This is a genomic window from Pseudoalteromonas caenipelagi (assembly GCF_013140855.1).
GTDB lineage: Bacteria > Pseudomonadota > Gammaproteobacteria > Enterobacterales > Alteromonadaceae > Pseudoalteromonas > Pseudoalteromonas caenipelagi.
Map to the genome: position 1 here is coordinate 453,186 of NZ_JABBPG010000003.1, position 15,404 is coordinate 468,589.

The 15,404-nt window shown below is 41.5% G+C and carries 13 protein-coding genes; 10 read left to right on the plus strand and 3 right to left on the minus strand.

Going from position 1 to position 15,404, the window contains the following annotated elements:
* Positions 1 to 43: 43 nt before the first annotated feature.
* Positions 44 to 1,063 carry a LacI family DNA-binding transcriptional regulator gene (locus HG263_RS10420; RefSeq protein WP_171626011.1) on the minus strand — a complete coding sequence of 340 codons (1,020 nt, stop codon included), beginning with the start codon at positions 1,061 to 1,063 and terminating at the stop codon, positions 44 to 46.
* A gap of 298 nt (positions 1,064 to 1,361) precedes the next feature.
* Between HG263_RS10420 and glk the strand changes: the two genes are divergently transcribed.
* The 6 genes from glk to HG263_RS10450 all read left to right on the plus strand — a co-directional run bounded on the left by glk (position 1,362) and on the right by HG263_RS10450 (position 6,850).
* Positions 1,362 to 2,360, plus strand: a complete 999-nt coding sequence (glk, locus tag HG263_RS10425) for a glucokinase (RefSeq protein WP_171626012.1) — start codon at positions 1,362 to 1,364, stop codon at positions 2,358 to 2,360.
* Between the two features lie 22 nt (positions 2,361 to 2,382).
* Positions 2,383 to 3,399: a LacI family DNA-binding transcriptional regulator gene (locus tag HG263_RS10430; protein WP_171626013.1), complete on the plus strand. Its 1,017-nt coding sequence runs from the start codon at positions 2,383 to 2,385 to the stop codon at positions 3,397 to 3,399.
* A 171-nt stretch (positions 3,400 to 3,570) separates the two neighbouring features.
* Positions 3,571 to 3,810 (plus strand): HP1242/YdcH family protein, encoded by a 240-nt coding sequence (locus tag HG263_RS10435; RefSeq protein ID WP_171626014.1) that lies wholly within the window; start codon positions 3,571 to 3,573, stop codon positions 3,808 to 3,810.
* 309 nt (positions 3,811 to 4,119) lie between these two features.
* Positions 4,120 to 4,515 carry a serine hydrolase domain-containing protein gene (locus HG263_RS22570; RefSeq protein ID WP_171626015.1) on the plus strand — a complete coding sequence of 132 codons (396 nt, stop codon included), beginning with the start codon at positions 4,120 to 4,122 and terminating at the stop codon, positions 4,513 to 4,515.
* Between the two features lie 5 nt (positions 4,516 to 4,520).
* Entirely contained in the window at positions 4,521 to 5,129 is a 609-nt protein-coding gene (locus HG263_RS22380) for a serine hydrolase domain-containing protein (RefSeq protein WP_343043983.1), read from the plus strand.
* 113 nt (positions 5,130 to 5,242) lie between these two features.
* Positions 5,243 to 6,850, plus strand: a complete 1,608-nt coding sequence (locus tag HG263_RS10450; protein ID WP_171626017.1) for an EAL domain-containing protein — start codon at positions 5,243 to 5,245, stop codon at positions 6,848 to 6,850.
* A gap of 64 nt (positions 6,851 to 6,914) precedes the next feature.
* Here HG263_RS10450 and HG263_RS10455 read toward each other — a convergent pair whose 3' ends face one another.
* A complete protein-coding gene (locus HG263_RS10455) occupies positions 6,915 to 7,886 on the minus strand; it encodes a LysR family transcriptional regulator (protein WP_171626018.1) in 972 nt (323 codons plus the stop codon).
* 123 nt (positions 7,887 to 8,009) lie between these two features.
* Between HG263_RS10455 and HG263_RS10460 the strand changes: the two genes are divergently transcribed.
* From HG263_RS10460 to HG263_RS10475, 4 genes are all read left to right on the plus strand, one after another.
* Complete coding sequence (locus tag HG263_RS10460; protein ID WP_171626019.1) at positions 8,010 to 9,197, plus strand: efflux RND transporter periplasmic adaptor subunit; 1,188 nt, start codon at positions 8,010 to 8,012, stop codon at positions 9,195 to 9,197.
* 3 nt (positions 9,198 to 9,200) lie between these two features.
* Positions 9,201 to 12,365, plus strand: coding sequence for an efflux RND transporter permease subunit (locus HG263_RS10465; RefSeq protein WP_171626020.1), 3,165 nt, complete (start codon positions 9,201 to 9,203; stop codon positions 12,363 to 12,365).
* Between the two features lie 242 nt (positions 12,366 to 12,607).
* On the plus strand, positions 12,608 to 13,612 hold the full coding sequence (locus HG263_RS10470) for a zinc-binding dehydrogenase (RefSeq protein WP_171626021.1): 1,005 nt from the start codon (positions 12,608 to 12,610) through the stop codon (positions 13,610 to 13,612).
* A gap of 302 nt (positions 13,613 to 13,914) precedes the next feature.
* Positions 13,915 to 14,499, plus strand: coding sequence for an MlaC/ttg2D family ABC transporter substrate-binding protein (locus HG263_RS10475; protein ID WP_171626022.1), 585 nt, complete (start codon positions 13,915 to 13,917; stop codon positions 14,497 to 14,499).
* 61 nt (positions 14,500 to 14,560) lie between these two features.
* Here HG263_RS10475 and HG263_RS10480 read toward each other — a convergent pair whose 3' ends face one another.
* Complete coding sequence (locus tag HG263_RS10480) at positions 14,561 to 15,361, minus strand: DUF2989 domain-containing protein (RefSeq protein WP_171626023.1); 801 nt, start codon at positions 15,359 to 15,361, stop codon at positions 14,561 to 14,563.
* Positions 15,362 to 15,404 lie beyond the last annotated feature (43 nt).

Genomic DNA, 15,404 nt, shown 5'->3' on the forward strand with positions numbered 1-15,404 from the left:
TCAACAAACAGTATAGTTCGAGCTGGTTTGCTTGGCATTACTATTAAGTGTTTCTGACAATTAAATTAGGGGGTAACAGGGTTGATTCAACTTTTTCTCCGCGTATTAAATTGAGCAGATTGCTGACCAGCATTTGGCCCGCCAAAGTGGTATTTTGCTGAATTGTTGTAAGCGCTGGAGAGACATAACTGGCCGCGGGTATGTTGTCAAAACCCACCACTCGAACATCATTTGGTACTTTAATGTTTGCTTCTTGTAATGCGCGAATAGCGCCAATCGCAATTAAATCACTGGCTGCAAATAGGGCGTTAAATCTGATGTTGTTAGCAATTAATGATTTGGTTGCATGATAGCCGGAGTCTTCCGTTGATATCGCATTGGCCATTTTGCGCTCACTCAGGGTAATATTATGTTTTTCAAAAGTATCTTTGAAACCTTGGTAACGAGCAAAAAATTCAGGACAATGATGCGAAGCATCACCAATAAACGCGCAATCAGTTCGTTTGTGTTCAATTAAATGCGCAGCGGCAAGCTGGCCACCACCATAATTATCACAACTGACGGTTAAGTCTGGTCGGCCATCAACTTTGGCTCCCCAGCAGACAAACTTGGTATCTTGCTCTAACAGCTTTTGCAGACGAGATTGGTAATCTAAGTAGTCACCATATCCAAGCAAAATGATACCATCTGCACGATGACTGTCTTCATAATCTGCGCGCCAATCTTGGCTACTTGATTGAAAGGAAACCAGTAAGTCATAACCCTCTTTGGCACATGCTCGCGTAATGCTACCCAGCATACTTAAGAAAAATGGGTTGATCTTTGATTCATCAGTTGTAGGGTCTTCAAATAGTAACAGTGCCAAAGTGCTGCTTTGTTGAGTGCGCAGGTTACTGGCATTTTTGTCTACTTTGTAATTTAGCTTTGCTGCCACTTCATGGACTTTGCGTCGAGTTTCTTCATTGACTAAAGGGCTGTTTCTTAAGGCTCGAGATACCGTTGACTGGGATACTCCAGCGTAGTGGGCAATATCAAAAGAGGTCGCTTTACCTTTGTGTTTCATTTTTTTGCTCGTATGAAGTTGACTCCGTCATTGTCATGGTTTGAATAATTTTTTCAACCAATTTCGCCATAATCATTAATTTTTTATTGCCACACTCTGACACCGGTGTCATAATGTGGCTGTTTTATCATTTTGTTGTCAAAACGTATTGGCTGCCCAACTTTTGTGGGCAGCATTTTTTTACGTCAGTTAGCGTGCAAAATTAACTGAGTGACCAATAGAAATAATTGCATGGGCAAATTGAGCTTAGCGCAAAAAAATAGGTGCAAAATAGCGCCATGACAAAAGAGAAAACAACATGACCCAGACAACAAGTTACCAACATCAAGATTTTGACCCGATTGTCGTTGCAGATATCGGTGGAACGAACGCACGGTTTGCGGTCGTGACCAATTATTGTCAGCAAACTCGCCAATTTGAAATACAACACCAAATGACTTACCCAAGTGCTGAGTTTCAATCCTTTGAAAGTGCATTAAGTCGTTATATCGAGCAGTTACCTATTGCTAAACCATCAAGAGCAAGCCTCGCCGTTGCGGGCCCGATTAAGTCTCAGCAAGTTTACTTAACTAACTTAGGATGGCACTTTAGTATTCCCGAGTTAAAAGCACATATGGGCTTTGATGACCTTGCCGTGATCAATGATTTTGCCGCGTTTGCTTACGCGGCTCCATATTTAGACTCTGAACAGAATATACTTATTAAATCAGGACAGCCGGAGCCCGATGCTAATATTGCTGTAATGGGCCCTGGAACCGGCTTTGGTGCAGCATGCTTGGCACGAGATATCAACGGTAGTGCAGTGATGAGCTGCGAAGCTGGGCACATTAATCTTGCCCCAGTGACTGCTCTTGATAGGCAGTTGCTGCATGCTTTGCGGGCAAATTTACAACATGTTTCAATCGAAAGCGTGTTTTCAGGCCCTGGTATCGCACGATTATATCGAGCGATGGCTGAGGTAAAAGGCCATACCGCGATGGACTTAAACGCTTCACAAATAAGCCAACTTGCCGCAGAGTGTGAAATATGTGATGCAACCTTAACGCACTTTTGCGATTGGATGGGGAGTGTTGCTGGCGACTTAGCGCTAACGTTTGGTGCTTTAGGTGGCGTTAACATTGGCGGTGGTATTTTGCCAAGAATGACAGAGCGTTTGTTATCGAGTCGTTTTATTGAAAGATTTACTGAAAAAGGGTTAATGTCACAGTATGTAGGGCAAATTCCTGTGACTTTAGTAGTACAAGACAATATTCCTTTGATTGGTGCCGCGGCATGTTTGCATGAGCGACGTAACTAATTAAGAGGCTTGGAATAATTGCATGAAAAAAGTAACCATTAATAGTGTTGCAACTTACGCTGGGGTATCTAAAAAAACGGTATCTCGGGTGCTTAACAACGAGCCAAATGTGAGTCCTGCGACACGCGAGAAAGTACTTAAAGTATTCAAAGAGCTAGATTATACGCCTAACCCAATCGCGCGAGGCTTAGCCAGAAATAGAAGCTTTATTATTGGTTGCTTGTACGATAACCCCAGTAAAAGCTATATAACGCGTGTTCAGAGCGGTGCGCTTGAGGCATGCCACAAGCATAACTATAATTTGCTTATTCACCCGTGTGAGCTTAGAGGCGAAGCCTTAATAGAAAATATTGAGCACCTACTAACCACCTCACGTTTAGATGGGATGGTATTAACCCCCCCGTTTTCAGACTCTGAAGAGCTGATCGCATTTTTAAAGAAAAAGAATATTCATTTTGCCCGTGTCGCGTCAGCGATCGACGATGCTGAGTCAATCTCGGTGCGTAGTAATGACGAACAAGGTGCCTATGAGATCACAGAGCACCTGATTAACTTGGGCCACACCAGCATTGCATTCATTAAAGGTCACCCTGATCATAGTGCAACAGAACAACGTTTTACTGGTTATCAACGGGCGTTGGCGGAGCATAATATTGCTTTTAAGTCGCACTTGGTTGCTGAAGGTAACTTTAGCTATCACTCGGGAGCCGATAGCGCAAAAGCAATTTTGGATTTGAATCCAAGACCGAGCGCGGTGTTTGCATCAAACGATTACATGGCTGCGGCCGTGCTTAAGTTGGCTACACAAAGGCAATTAAAAGTGCCCGAAGATATTTCGATTGCTGGATTCGATAACGCACCAATTGCACGTCATATCTGGCCAGGGTTAACAACCATCGCACAGCCTGTTGAAGAGATGACTCGCCAAGCTGTAGAGCAATTAATTTTGCAGATAAGTGATGAACAAACACCTGTTTATCAAGCAACTTTGGAAGCCAAACTGATCACACGCGAGTCGACTGCTAAACCGAGTTGTTAAAAAGTCCAATTTCAATTTTTATACTTGCCCAAAAGCCTCACTTTTAGTGAGGCTTTTTTTATGCTCTTTAGGTCGCGCTATTGTGCTAGATCAAGATTTAAAAAGCAGATCAAGCGTACTGTAACCACATCGGAAATAAATTTGTAGACAACCAACAACAGGAATAAAACGATGACTATTGAACGCCATAGCCTTGCAAAAGAACTACCTGAATTTAAAGATAAGATCCATGAATTGAAAATGAAAGACCGCCATTTTGCGCGATTATTTGACGATTATCATAATTTAGATCATGAAGTTATCCGTATTGAAGAAGGGGTAGAAAATACCTCCGACGAGTATTTGGAATCACTCAAAAAACAACGCTTACACTTAAAAGATCAGCTGTATGCAATTTTGAAATGCGCTTAGCATTTTGCTAATAAGGCACACTACCCATTTCAGCGTACTCTCATCACTGTCTATTTTATCAAGACAAATATGAGAGTACCTTCTGAAACGCCGTTTTAGAGTCCTACTAACGCATTCATAAATGTGTATATAACACGTCTGGCTTTAGACTTTTAAAGCCTCTTATACATCGATATTAGCGCCACTGGCTGGGGTTTTAATTTATTAGTACCCGTTAGCGCTTTGCATAAGCCAATGCTTGTATCATCATAGGGCAGGAGTGTGAGAGTTGTACTCAAACTAGGCAAAGCTCAAGGAATGACGTGTATCATGAAGCATCTTGTTGAACAAAAAGTCGAAGCATTTATAAAGAAAACTAAGCGACCTCAAGTAAACATCGCTGTTTGGCGGGATGGGGAGTTATATCAGTCTAACTTTGGCATTGCAAAGCAGCAAACTGTAGGTGTATTTGAAGTTGGTTCTATCGGTAAAACTTTTACCGCCACGCTACTGGCAATACTCATTGAAAAAGGCGTTGTGGGTATTGAAGATAAAATCGGCAAATACTATCCGCAACTGCCAATTTTAAAAGACGTTACTTTTAAGCAGCTTATTACACACTCTTCGGGCTTACCTGCGGACCCGATTAAAACTATCTGTTTTACTCACGCATCACTTATTTCCAATTTACAGAAGTTAAAAAAGAAGATATTGCCAATTATCTAGGCGACATTAAGGCTCCTTTAAAATCAGGCAAATTTAGGTACTCTAACTTGGCAATGGCGCTACTGGGAAATACCTTGGCTGAGTGTCTACAAATGACATACGAAAGTGCCATTCAATCATATGTGCTTGAACCACTGGGTATGGCACAAACTCATATTAGTGAAACTGAATATGAGCCTGAACGCGTTGCGTTAGGTCACAGCGCCAGTGGTCAGGTTGTCCCCTATTTCAAGTGGCAGGGGATGGAGCCGGCGGGAGTGCGGCGTTCAACCACTAACGATATGATTCAGTTCTTAAAAGCGCACCTTGGCTACTTAGATGCACAATGGCAAACGTTATTAAAAACAACAACATCTCCAGTGTTTGATACACCTAAGCTCAGTCACATGGGATTTGCTTGGGTTTTAGAGCTGCGAGATGGTTTAGGCGATATTGCATGGCACAACGGCGGAACTTTTGGCCAACACTCGGTAGTGATGCTGTGTAAAGAGAGAAATATGGGAATTGTTATCCTCAGCAATCAATCTCCACGCTTTTGGCATGGTTTGGTTTCTTCTTATAGTCTTGAATATTTGGCTGTGAGTATCTTGAAGTCACTCGCAGTTGAACGCTAGGGGCATCTATCAACAACGATGCGTGTAAAGGCAGGCGCTGTTGTGGGTAATAAATTCGTTTACAGGATTTTCCACTATACTTTTAATCACTTTATTTTTATTGGTGAAGCCATGTGGGTTCGTTAGCATTTGTTCTTGTATGTATAGGTATTGTAGGACTGTGTCTATCACTTTTCTCTGCTTATGAGACTTGTAAAATATCCCCTCACGTTGGCTGGCGTGTATTATTAGGTTTAGTCATTTTCTTTGTTTTAGGTTATGGCGCGTTTGCTGCCTATTTGTTTGAGCAAGAACACACTGATTTATTAAACATTGGATTAGCGAGTATTTTATTCTTAGGGTCTATTTTTGTGTTGCTCGTCAATTATCTTGCTAGACAAAGTTTGCAATCACTTGCAAAGCTGGTTGAATATGAGCGCTTTCATGCACAAACCGACTTTCTCACTAAACTCAATAACCGAGAGCATTGTATTAACACCATAGATGCAAAAATTGCACTGCAAAAGCCATTTTCAGTAATGTTAATTGATCTAAATAACTTTAAACAAATCAACGACTCTGTAGGACATTTGTTTGGTGATAAGGTACTTATCGCACTATCTGAGCGCCTGTTAAGTTCGTTATTAAGCGGTAGCGAGTTGTTTCGTATCGGTGGTGATGAGTTTGTTTTGGTTATAGATAGTGCAACAGAACCCCAAATATATGAGCAAAATAATGCGCTGCTAAAAGCACTAGAGCAACCTTTGCAAGTTGAAGGGGTAGCTGTTGATGTTCAATATAGTGCTGGTGCAAGTATTTATAGCACGCAACAACTCAGTGATAGCGTAGAGTTACTAAAAGCTGCAGACATTGCTATGTACAAGGCAAAAAATTCAAAACAGTCTTTAGTCATCTTTGATGACTCTTTACACCTAGAGAATGAGCAAGACTTTCATATATCTGTAGGTTTAAAAGAAGCATTTATGCAACAAGCGCTAAAAGTGTATTACCAGCCAATTGTTAAGGCAAAAACGGGTACAGTGCATGGCGTTGAGGCACTGTGTCGTTGGCCACAATCAAATGGAAATATGATGCTGCCAGAGCGGTTTGTGAATGTAGCAGAAAGCAGTAACTTAATCAGACAGCTCAGCTTATTTGTTATTAAGCAGGTATTTACTGACCTTCCTAAGCTTCTACAATGTGATAACGACTTGGTTGTGCATATTAACCTGTCTAGTCACGATGTGTTAAACAAGGAGTTAGTTAGCTTACTCGCCAGCTTACTCAATGAAAGCAACGTAGATGCTAAGCATGTTATGTTTGAGTTAACAGAAACAATGATGTTTAGTGACTTGCAGCAAGCTCAAGCGTTAATAGAAGTGCTTATTGACATGGGTTTTGCAGTGAGCATTGATGATTTTGGTAGTGGTTTTTCATCTTTCAAAGTTTTAAAGAATTTACCGGTTTCACAAATTAAAGTAGAGCCCTCGTTTATCGAATCGTGCTTGAAGGATGAAAAAGCGCAGATCATTGTAGAAACCACTATTTTTATGGCGCAACGTTTGAAGTGTAGTATTACCGCTGTCGGTGTAAATGATGACCGTGTAGCGCAATTCTTGTGCGACCTAAAGTGTGATTATCTTCAAGGTTTTAATATCAGTGAAGCCCTACCTTTAGATGACTGTGTTAAGTGGATAAAGTCCAATGGATTGGTGAAAAAGGCACTGCGGAAATATGAGTAACAATCCTTGTCGCTAATATATTCAGCTTCTATAAACTAACTCATCGCCGTATCTATAGGTTTTACTAAAATAGCGGTGCCTTAATGGTCGGTTTAAAGCCGTAAAGATTATCAAAGTTAGGAATATTCTTTTCCCAAATAGGCGTATCTTTGCCAATATACTCTTTCATGGCGTCAAAAAATAAGCGTGTTCTTACTGGCAAATCTCGGTGAGGGTAGACTGCGTAAAGTGCTGAATAATCGGGAAGTGTTACATTTGTGAGTAATGGGATTAGTTGACCATTGATAACTTCCTGTTCGATCAAAAAAGCAGGTACGGTACAAAATGCCGTGTCAGAGAGCACTTTCATCATCAGTAGTTCACCGTCATTACTACGAAAGATGCTTTTTATGGTGACTTCCTGTGGTTCGTTATGCTCATCTAAATAATTAATCCCAGTAAAGCGAAGCCCTTCGTTAGCATATGATGCTGCAGGTAAAGCGCTTAAGTCAGCCATGGATTTTGGCTCGCCAAAAGTCGCTAAGAACTGTGATGTTGCTAATATGACTAGCCTATTGCGGGCAATCCTACGTGCGATGAGCGATGAGTCTTTGGGCTCGCCAATACGAAAAGCTAAGTCGTACCCTTCACCAACGATGTCAACTAGGCGGTCTTCTAAACGTAATTCAATTTCAACTTGCGGAAAACGTTTTTGAAATTCATTCACTACGGGTTGTACGTAGCGCCGACCGATAATGGTTGAGCTGGTAATTCTGAGCAGTCCTTTAGGTTCGGTATGGTAGTTCTCAGCTAAAAGTTGTGTTTCACTGAGCAGCTTTCGCAGTTGCTGGGCTTTTTTTACCATTTCAGCACCGGCAGCCGTTAATGAAAAGGAGCGGGTAGTACGGTTGAGTAATCTAACACTAAGCTCTTCCTCTAGCTTATTGATTTGTTTTGAAATAACGGACCTATCAATGTTGCGGTGCTGAGCTGCTTTAGCAAAAGAACCTCGTTCAACAACATCCAAAAACATCAATAATCGTGTACTTGTATCCATAACCATCACTCAAAAATACCTATTGGTGCTATTTTGGCATTAAATAATTTAAAAATCGATGCTTATTTAGCTTCTTTTGATTCTGTAGACTATCTGCTATTCGAGGAAGAGGAGATAAAGTCAATGAAGAAGTCACTAGTGACAATCGCAATACTAGGTTGTCTTGCATATTTAACAGGATGTAGCGAATCTCACGCTGAAGCGCCCCAGGCGCAGCAAACAAAAGTTTTTAAACAACCCATTGATGTGGCATCGGTGAAAGCTTATCCGGTGCAGGCATGGTTTACCTATACCAGTCGTTTAGAGGCTGTAGAATTTGTACAACTTAGGCCTCGTGTTTCTGGCAATATTGCCAAAGTTAATTTTGAAGAAGGGCAGCAAGTTAATCAAGGTGATGTGCTTTTTACATTGGACCAACGTCCATTTATGGTGCGCGTGGCTGAGTTAGAAGCACTTCTAGCTAATTCACACGCACAGCTGTTACAAGCAAAAAACGACGTTAAAAGAGCAAGTCGCTTACTTGCCAGTAAGTCAATTTCTGAAGAAGAGGTTGAACACCGTCATTCACTTCTTGCTCAACAACAAGCGAATGTTCAGGCCACAAAAGCAAAATTGGAAGCTGCAAAACTTGACTTAGCTTACAGCGAAGTAAAGGCGCCAATCAGTGGCATCGTATCTCGTGCGGAACTTACTAAGGGAAATACGGTGCAAGCAGGTGTCAGTTTGCTAACACACCTTGTGTCTGACGATTATGTATATGCCTATTTTGATATTAATGAGCGCACTTGGCATCAACACTTTAGTCAATTGAAAGGTGATAAACAAACGAATGTAGTGATGCAGATGTTAGGTGAGCAAGGTTTTAATCATGCAGGTGTGGTGGACTTTGTTGATAATCGTATCGACACCGATACGGGAACTTTACGGGTAAGAGCATTGTTTAAAGCGGATGAACAGCTTAAACCAGGATCATTTGCGCGAATTCGCGTTGCCGCCAATGAAATTCAAAAACAAGTACTGGTACCTGAGAAAGCAATAGGTACGGACTTGAAAAATCGCTTCGTGTTAGTCACTGATGAGCATGATGTTTTGCAATATAGGCTGGTAAAACTTGGTGAACGTTATGGCAAGATGCGGGCTATCACCCATGGATTAGAACCTGGCGATAAGATTGCAGTTAACGGTCCTGCGAGAGTAGGTCCAGGTATGCCAGTGGCTCCTCAATTGGTTGAAATTGAACCTGATAATGCAGCACTAGTGATGTCTGAACAAGCCGCAAAAACGTTATTGCTTGCTAAACGGGGAGAGTAATAAATGTCGTTTTCTCACTTTTTTATTCATAGGCCCATCTTTGCGGCTATGTTGTCGTTGGTTATATTTATAGCGGGTGCGTTGAGTTTATTTCAATTACCTGTGAGTGAATATCCAGAAGTGGTGCCTCCCACGGTTGTGGTTTCGGCAAATTACCCTGGTGCAAACCCAAAAGTCATTGCCCAGACAGTAGCAACGCCTTTGGAGCAAGAGATCAATGGTACTGAAAACATGTTGTACATGTTTTCGCAGGCCACCAGTGATGGCCGCATGACGTTAACGGTAACATTTGCTTTGGGCACAGATTTAGATCGTGCCCAAGTACAAGTGCAAAATAGAGTTAATAGTGCGCTACCTCGGTTACCTCAAGAAGTCCAACGACTCGGTGTTGTTGCGGAAAAGGCCTCTCCTGATTTGACCATGGTGGTTCACCTATATTCGCCAGAAAATACGCATGATACCGCCTATTTATCAAATTATGCTGACTTGTATGTGAAAGATGAAATTGCTCGCCTAAGTGGGGTTGGTGATGTGCAACTGTTTGGTGGTGGTAAATATGCGATGCGCGTATGGCTTGACCCTGATGCGCTTGCATCCAACCAACTCACAGCTATGGATGTGGTAAGTGCACTACGTGAACAAAATCAGCAGGTTGCGGCCGGAAGTCTTGGTGCACAACCCGCAGCCAATGAGTCACAGTTTCAAGTATTACTGAATGTTAGAGGGCGTTTAAGCAGTATTGAAGAGTTCGAACAAGTGGTGATTAAGGTTGGTGGGCAAGGTGCTATCACGCGCCTTAAAGATGTTGCTAGAGTCGAGCTTGGGCAAAATCAATATGCATTAAGGGCACTGCTTAATGGTCAACCCGCTTTGGCAATGCCAATCTTTCAGCGTCCTGGTTCGAATGCCATTGAACTGTCAGACCAAGTACGAGCAACGATGGCACGTTTGAGCGAATCGTTCCCGCAAGGTGTTGAGTACGATATTGTTTATGACCCCACGGTATTTGTACGAGGCTCGATTGATGCGGTAATAAAGACATTGTTAGAGGCCATAGTGCTTGTTGTGCTGGTGGTGATTTTGTTCTTACAAACATGGCGCGCTTCAATTATTCCATTGATTGCTGTACCAGTATCTTTGGTTGGTACGTTTGCGGTGATGCAATGGTTAGGTGTGTCCATTAACACCTTATCTTTGTTTGGTTTGGTATTAGCCATTGGTATTGTGGTGGATGATGCGATTGTCGTAGTTGAGAATGTTGAGCGTAACATCGCCAGTGGTTTGACACCGGTTGAAGCGACTAAGCTTGCGATGAATGAAGTAACAGGGCCTATTATAGCCATTGCATTAGTATTGTGTGCGGTGTTCATTCCAACGGCTTTTATTACGGGTCTCTCGGGTCAATTTTATAAACAGTTTGCATTAACTATCACTATTTCTACGATTATTTCTGCCATTAACTCATTGACCTTGTCTCCTGCACTATCGGCTTTGCTACTAAAGCCACATAACAGCGTACCTGATAAATTTAGTCTTATTTTGGATAAATTGTTTGGCCGCTGGTTGTTTAGCCCATTTAATCGTTTCTTTGACAAAAGTGCTCAAGGGTATGAAAAGCTAGTTAAAAAGCTAATTAGATTATCTGCTGTCGTTGCTGTTTTATATTTAGCGCTTGTGGGGTCAACTGTTAAATTATTTGATGCAGTGCCAGGTGGATTTATTCCGGCTCAAGATAAGCAATATTTGGTAGCGATAGCGCAGCTTCCTGATGCCGCAAGTCTAGACAGAACGGAAGCGGTTACCCGAGAGATGGAAAAGATAGCATTACAAGTGCCGGGTGTTGCAAATACCGTATCCTTCCCTGGTTTGTCGGTGAATGGTTTTACCAATAGCCCCAATTCAGCCATTGTTTTTACACCGTTGGAAGACTTTGCGAATCGCGAAGACCCAAGTCTATCGGCGATGGCCATTGCGGGTGAGTTGAATAAGCGTTTTACCGCCATTGATGAAGCATTTGTAGCTGTATTTCCGCCACCGCCAATTCAAGGTCTTGGTACCACTGGAGGCTTTAAACTACAAATAGAAGACAGAGGAAACAAAGGATTTGAAGCATTATTTGCCGCTTTACAAACGGTAACCAATGAAGCGCGTAAAGATCCCGCTTTAACAGGCCTTTTTTCAAGCTTTAGGATACAAGTGCCGCAAATGGATATTGATATTGATAGGGAACAAGCTTTGCTGCAGGGGATTGCGTTGTCAGAAGTGTTCAACGCATTGCAAGTTTATATGGGCTCTTTGTATGTGAACGACTTTAACTTATTTGGCCGTACTTATCAGGTGACTGCTCAAGCTCAGGCACAAAGCCGTTTAGACCCGCAGCAAATTTTAGCTTTAAAAGTACGTAATTTACGTGGTGATATGGTTCCCTTAGGATCTGTATTAACGGCAACACCTACGACAGGGCCTGATAGAGTGATGCATTATAATGGCTATCCAAGTGCAGAACTCAATGGTAGTCCGGCTCCAGGATATAGCTCAGATCAAGCGCAGCAAGCAATAGAAGCGATTTTAGCAGAACATCTCCCCAATGGTATGGCATATGAGTGGACAGATGTGACCTATCAACAAATTCTAGCGGGTAACACCATGGTGTATATTTTCCCTCTGGTTGTGTTGTTGGTGTTTATGGTGCTAGCGGCGCAATATGAGAGCTTACGTTTACCTTTGGCTATTATTTTGATTGTACCGATGACCATATTCTCTGCGTTGCTAGGTGTTTGGTGGATAGGGGGAGACAATAATATGTTTACCCAGATTGCACTGATTGTTTTAGTCGCTTTAGCCTGTAAAAATGCCATTTTGATGGTGGAGTTTGCCAAAGAGCAAACTGATTCAGGGCTGACGCCTTTTGAGGCAATCATTAGAGCTTGTAGGTTACGTTTACGACCAATCTTAATGACGTCGATTGCTTTTACCGCAGGCGTAGTACCTCTTGTGCTGGCGACTGGTGCAGGTGCAGAAATGCGCCATGCGATGGGGGTTGCCGTATTTTTTGGTATGCTTGGAGTAACACTGTTTGGCTTATTGTTTACACCAGTGTTTTATATGTTTGTTAATGGTAAGCAAAAAAAGGTGCACGTCGAGGCACATAAGGTACCTAGTGTATAGGTTTTCAAAGGTGTACTCTGGTGTGTTTGCTAGCTTAAAGTGGTAACGTATCGGGCGAATACCTGTCAGGGCCTAATGTATTTGAAACCAGGGAAGGTTTTATAACCTTCGGCATAAAAAGCTTTGCAACTTTTTAACTTATAGTTGAGCTGCATGGTGATGGATGTTCTAATAATTAAATGAATTACAATAACATTTGATTTAGCTACGGCGTACTAACCTAATTTAGCAAAGAGAAAAGCGTGAAAATTACGATACCAAACACGATGCAAGCGATACAGTTAAGCCAAATAGGGCATGACTTTTGCCTAGCACCAGCTGAGCTGGCAGTACCTAAAATTACTGAACAACAAGTGCTTGTAAAAATAGAGTATGTTGGCTTAGGCGCTCTCGATGAAAAGTTTGCTCAAATAGGTACGCCTTGTTGGCAATACCCACGTGTTTTTGGCTTTGATGCCGTTGGTACGGTTGTGGATGCACCAAAAGGTGTACACCCAAAGGTTGGTACGAAAGTTATGTGGCACAACGATATTAGTACGCCTGGCGTAATGAGTGAATATGCAAGTGTTGCTAATTATGCACTAACTGTTTTGCCTGAAGGTATTGATTTAGCTATAGCTGCGTGTTTGCCCACCCCAGGAATGACGGCATTAATTGCATTGCTCAAGTTGCAACTTAATGAAGGTGATAGTGTGTTTATTGAATCAGGACACACATGTACTGGACAGCTTGCTATTCAGTTTGCAAAGCAGCAGGGCTTAGTTGTGTTTACAAATTGTATTGCAGGACAACAAGAATTACTAAAATCTCTTGGTGCAGATGCGGTATTTGAACAAGGTGTGTGTGATTTAGCGCAGCAGATACAGCGCAACTATGGTTATGATGGTGTTCAAGGGGTCATTGACTGTACAGGTGAGCACACAAATGAGCTGATCTCACTGTTGCAGTTTTGCGGGCGAGTGAGTTGCATAGCTGGGTTATCGCAATTGGACGATGCACTGTTATTTAAAAAGGCACCTAATATTGGCGTTGTTTCTTTACCTGGAGCATGGTTGGCAAAAAGTATTTGTGCCCAGCAGAGAATGTCTTTTTTAGGTAACATGCTGGTAGAGAGCTTAATGAATGATTCGCTTTGTATTCATAACCATGAGTTAATCAGTTTTGATGCTGACTCTATCACAGCAGCCTTGAAGGAGAGAATTCACACTCGTCACGGGGTTTTTCAAAGTATCAAATTAGCTCAGTGAGCTGCCTTTTATCTTAATGGCTATGGATTGCTCTTGACGCCTTTCATAGCTTCCTCTCAGTTTACAAACATTTTCTTGATATTCCTTACAAATGCTAACACTTCTTGGAAATAGTTATAGATATAATTGCGCCTAGGAATGAAGCTCTATAAGGCCATGTTTAAGCTTTAAGAGCAGTAATCATCACAAATAAGGTGTACATATTGGTGCTAAATCACCATCAAACAAGTGCTCTTTTGCACCTTTTTGTGCATTAAAAGTTTGCGTATCATACGCTCATATAAACACTTAGGACGTTTCTTATGAACAAGCTACTTATTGTATTTGCAATGTTTTTTTCGGCTTTTAGCTTTGCAGCTGACACACCGTATCAACTTATAAACAAAGTTGGTAGCGAACTATTTGCAGACATAAAAGCTGTTAATAAAGATGGTAAAGCAGACTCAGTTTTAATGAAGAACATTGTTCGTAGTCGCTTAATGCCTCATATAGATGTGAAGTTTGTGTCATTTAAGCTACTGGGAAAACATATAAAAGGTCTTCAGCGCACAGATGCGATAGAGTTTATCGATGCCGTTGATAGTTATTTAGTGACTACATACGCTAACGCTTTATTGCAGTACAAAGGGCAAGATGTGGTATTTGAGGAACTTCCTGTCAGTGGCGATAGTAACTTTGCTACTGTAAAAGTGGTGATAAAAGAAAATTCTGGTCCTGATATTGATATGCACTTTAAGTTTAGACAAAACAATGATGGCAGCTGGAAGGTGTATGACATGGTTGCCGAAGGTATTTCATTACTCAGTGCTAAGCAAAAAGAAATTACCACGCGCATTTCAGAAGTGGGTTTAGCAAAAGTAACCAGCGAATTGAAAAGTAAGGTTTAACAGTTTTAACTTTCCGACTTTTAAAGTTAAAAGTTTAAGAGCAGCTTACGCTGCTCTTTTTTTAAAACTCTCTTGGCGAGACAAACTTACCTTCTTGGATTTGTGTATATGTTTGCTGTGCTAACTCATCGTATGAATCTAGCGATTTTCCAAGGCTAGTAAGATGATGCTCGATTGGTAAAATATCGACATTTTTATAGCCAGATAATTTAGCGATTTTTGCAAAAGTATAAGCATGCTTGTATTTTTCTTGCTTATAAAAAATGCTTGTCAATGTTTCGTAAACTTCCGGCGCCGGTTGTTGCCCCGCTTTATTTAGCTCTAGCACTCGATATAGCAGATCCACGGTTTTATTGTCATCGATTTTTGCGTAAAACGTTGCTAAAAACAATTGGATCTCTGGATCGTCTTTCACACCTTCTTGCTCTTGCATGTTTAACAATTTATTCATTGCTAATTTATTATTGTTTCTTGACCAGTGGTAGTAGAGCAGACCAGGGTGTGACGTGCTTAAGGTTTCATTAAAAATACGGTTAATTTCTTTGAGGCTGGTTAAATGGCCTTCAACTCGAGAGGTGGTTTTTTCTTTTAATTTAATATGCTCAATTTTGGCGGCGCGTGCGACACACTTATCATAGCTTTCAAACAACTTGAGGAGCTGGTATTTGTTTTCGTCCGTCGGCTGTTTGTATTCAATATAGCGAGCAATGATTAAATCTGCTCGCTCTTCTCTACAGTGGCTGTCGGTATTTAAGTCGTTGCAAAAACCAGGGGTTTCGTCACAGACTTTACTCAATGTTAAAGGATTGTCGCACCCAGCTAACAGCAATACAGATAAGACAAAAGCTTGTCTTAATGCCATAAGATTTCCTCTTATCTTGGTCGGTTCTCACTATTCTAGCTCA

Excerpts from the sequence above, each read along its gene's own strand:
- HG263_RS22570 (WP_171626015.1), top strand. The coding sequence starts at position 4,120 with ATGAAGCATCTTGTTGAACAAAAAGTCGAAGCATTTATAAAGAAAACT.
- HG263_RS10430 (WP_171626013.1), top strand. The coding sequence starts at position 2,383 with ATGAAAAAAGTAACCATTAATAGTGTTGCAACTTACGCTGGGGTATCT.
- HG263_RS10435 (WP_171626014.1), top strand. The coding sequence starts at position 3,571 with ATGACTATTGAACGCCATAGCCTTGCAAAAGAACTACCTGAATTTAAA.
- HG263_RS10465 (WP_171626020.1), top strand. The coding sequence starts at position 9,201 with ATGTCGTTTTCTCACTTTTTTATTCATAGGCCCATCTTTGCGGCTATG.
- glk (WP_171626012.1), top strand. The coding sequence starts at position 1,362 with ATGACCCAGACAACAAGTTACCAACATCAAGATTTTGACCCGATTGTC.
- HG263_RS10455 (WP_171626018.1), bottom strand. The coding sequence starts at position 7,886 with ATGGATACAAGTACACGATTATTGATGTTTTTGGATGTTGTTGAACGA.
- HG263_RS10475 (WP_171626022.1), top strand. The coding sequence starts at position 13,915 with ATGAACAAGCTACTTATTGTATTTGCAATGTTTTTTTCGGCTTTTAGC.
- HG263_RS10460 (WP_171626019.1), top strand. The coding sequence starts at position 8,010 with ATGAAGAAGTCACTAGTGACAATCGCAATACTAGGTTGTCTTGCATAT.
- HG263_RS10480 (WP_171626023.1), bottom strand. The coding sequence starts at position 15,361 with ATGGCATTAAGACAAGCTTTTGTCTTATCTGTATTGCTGTTAGCTGGG.
- HG263_RS10420 (WP_171626011.1), bottom strand. The coding sequence starts at position 1,063 with ATGAAACACAAAGGTAAAGCGACCTCTTTTGATATTGCCCACTACGCT.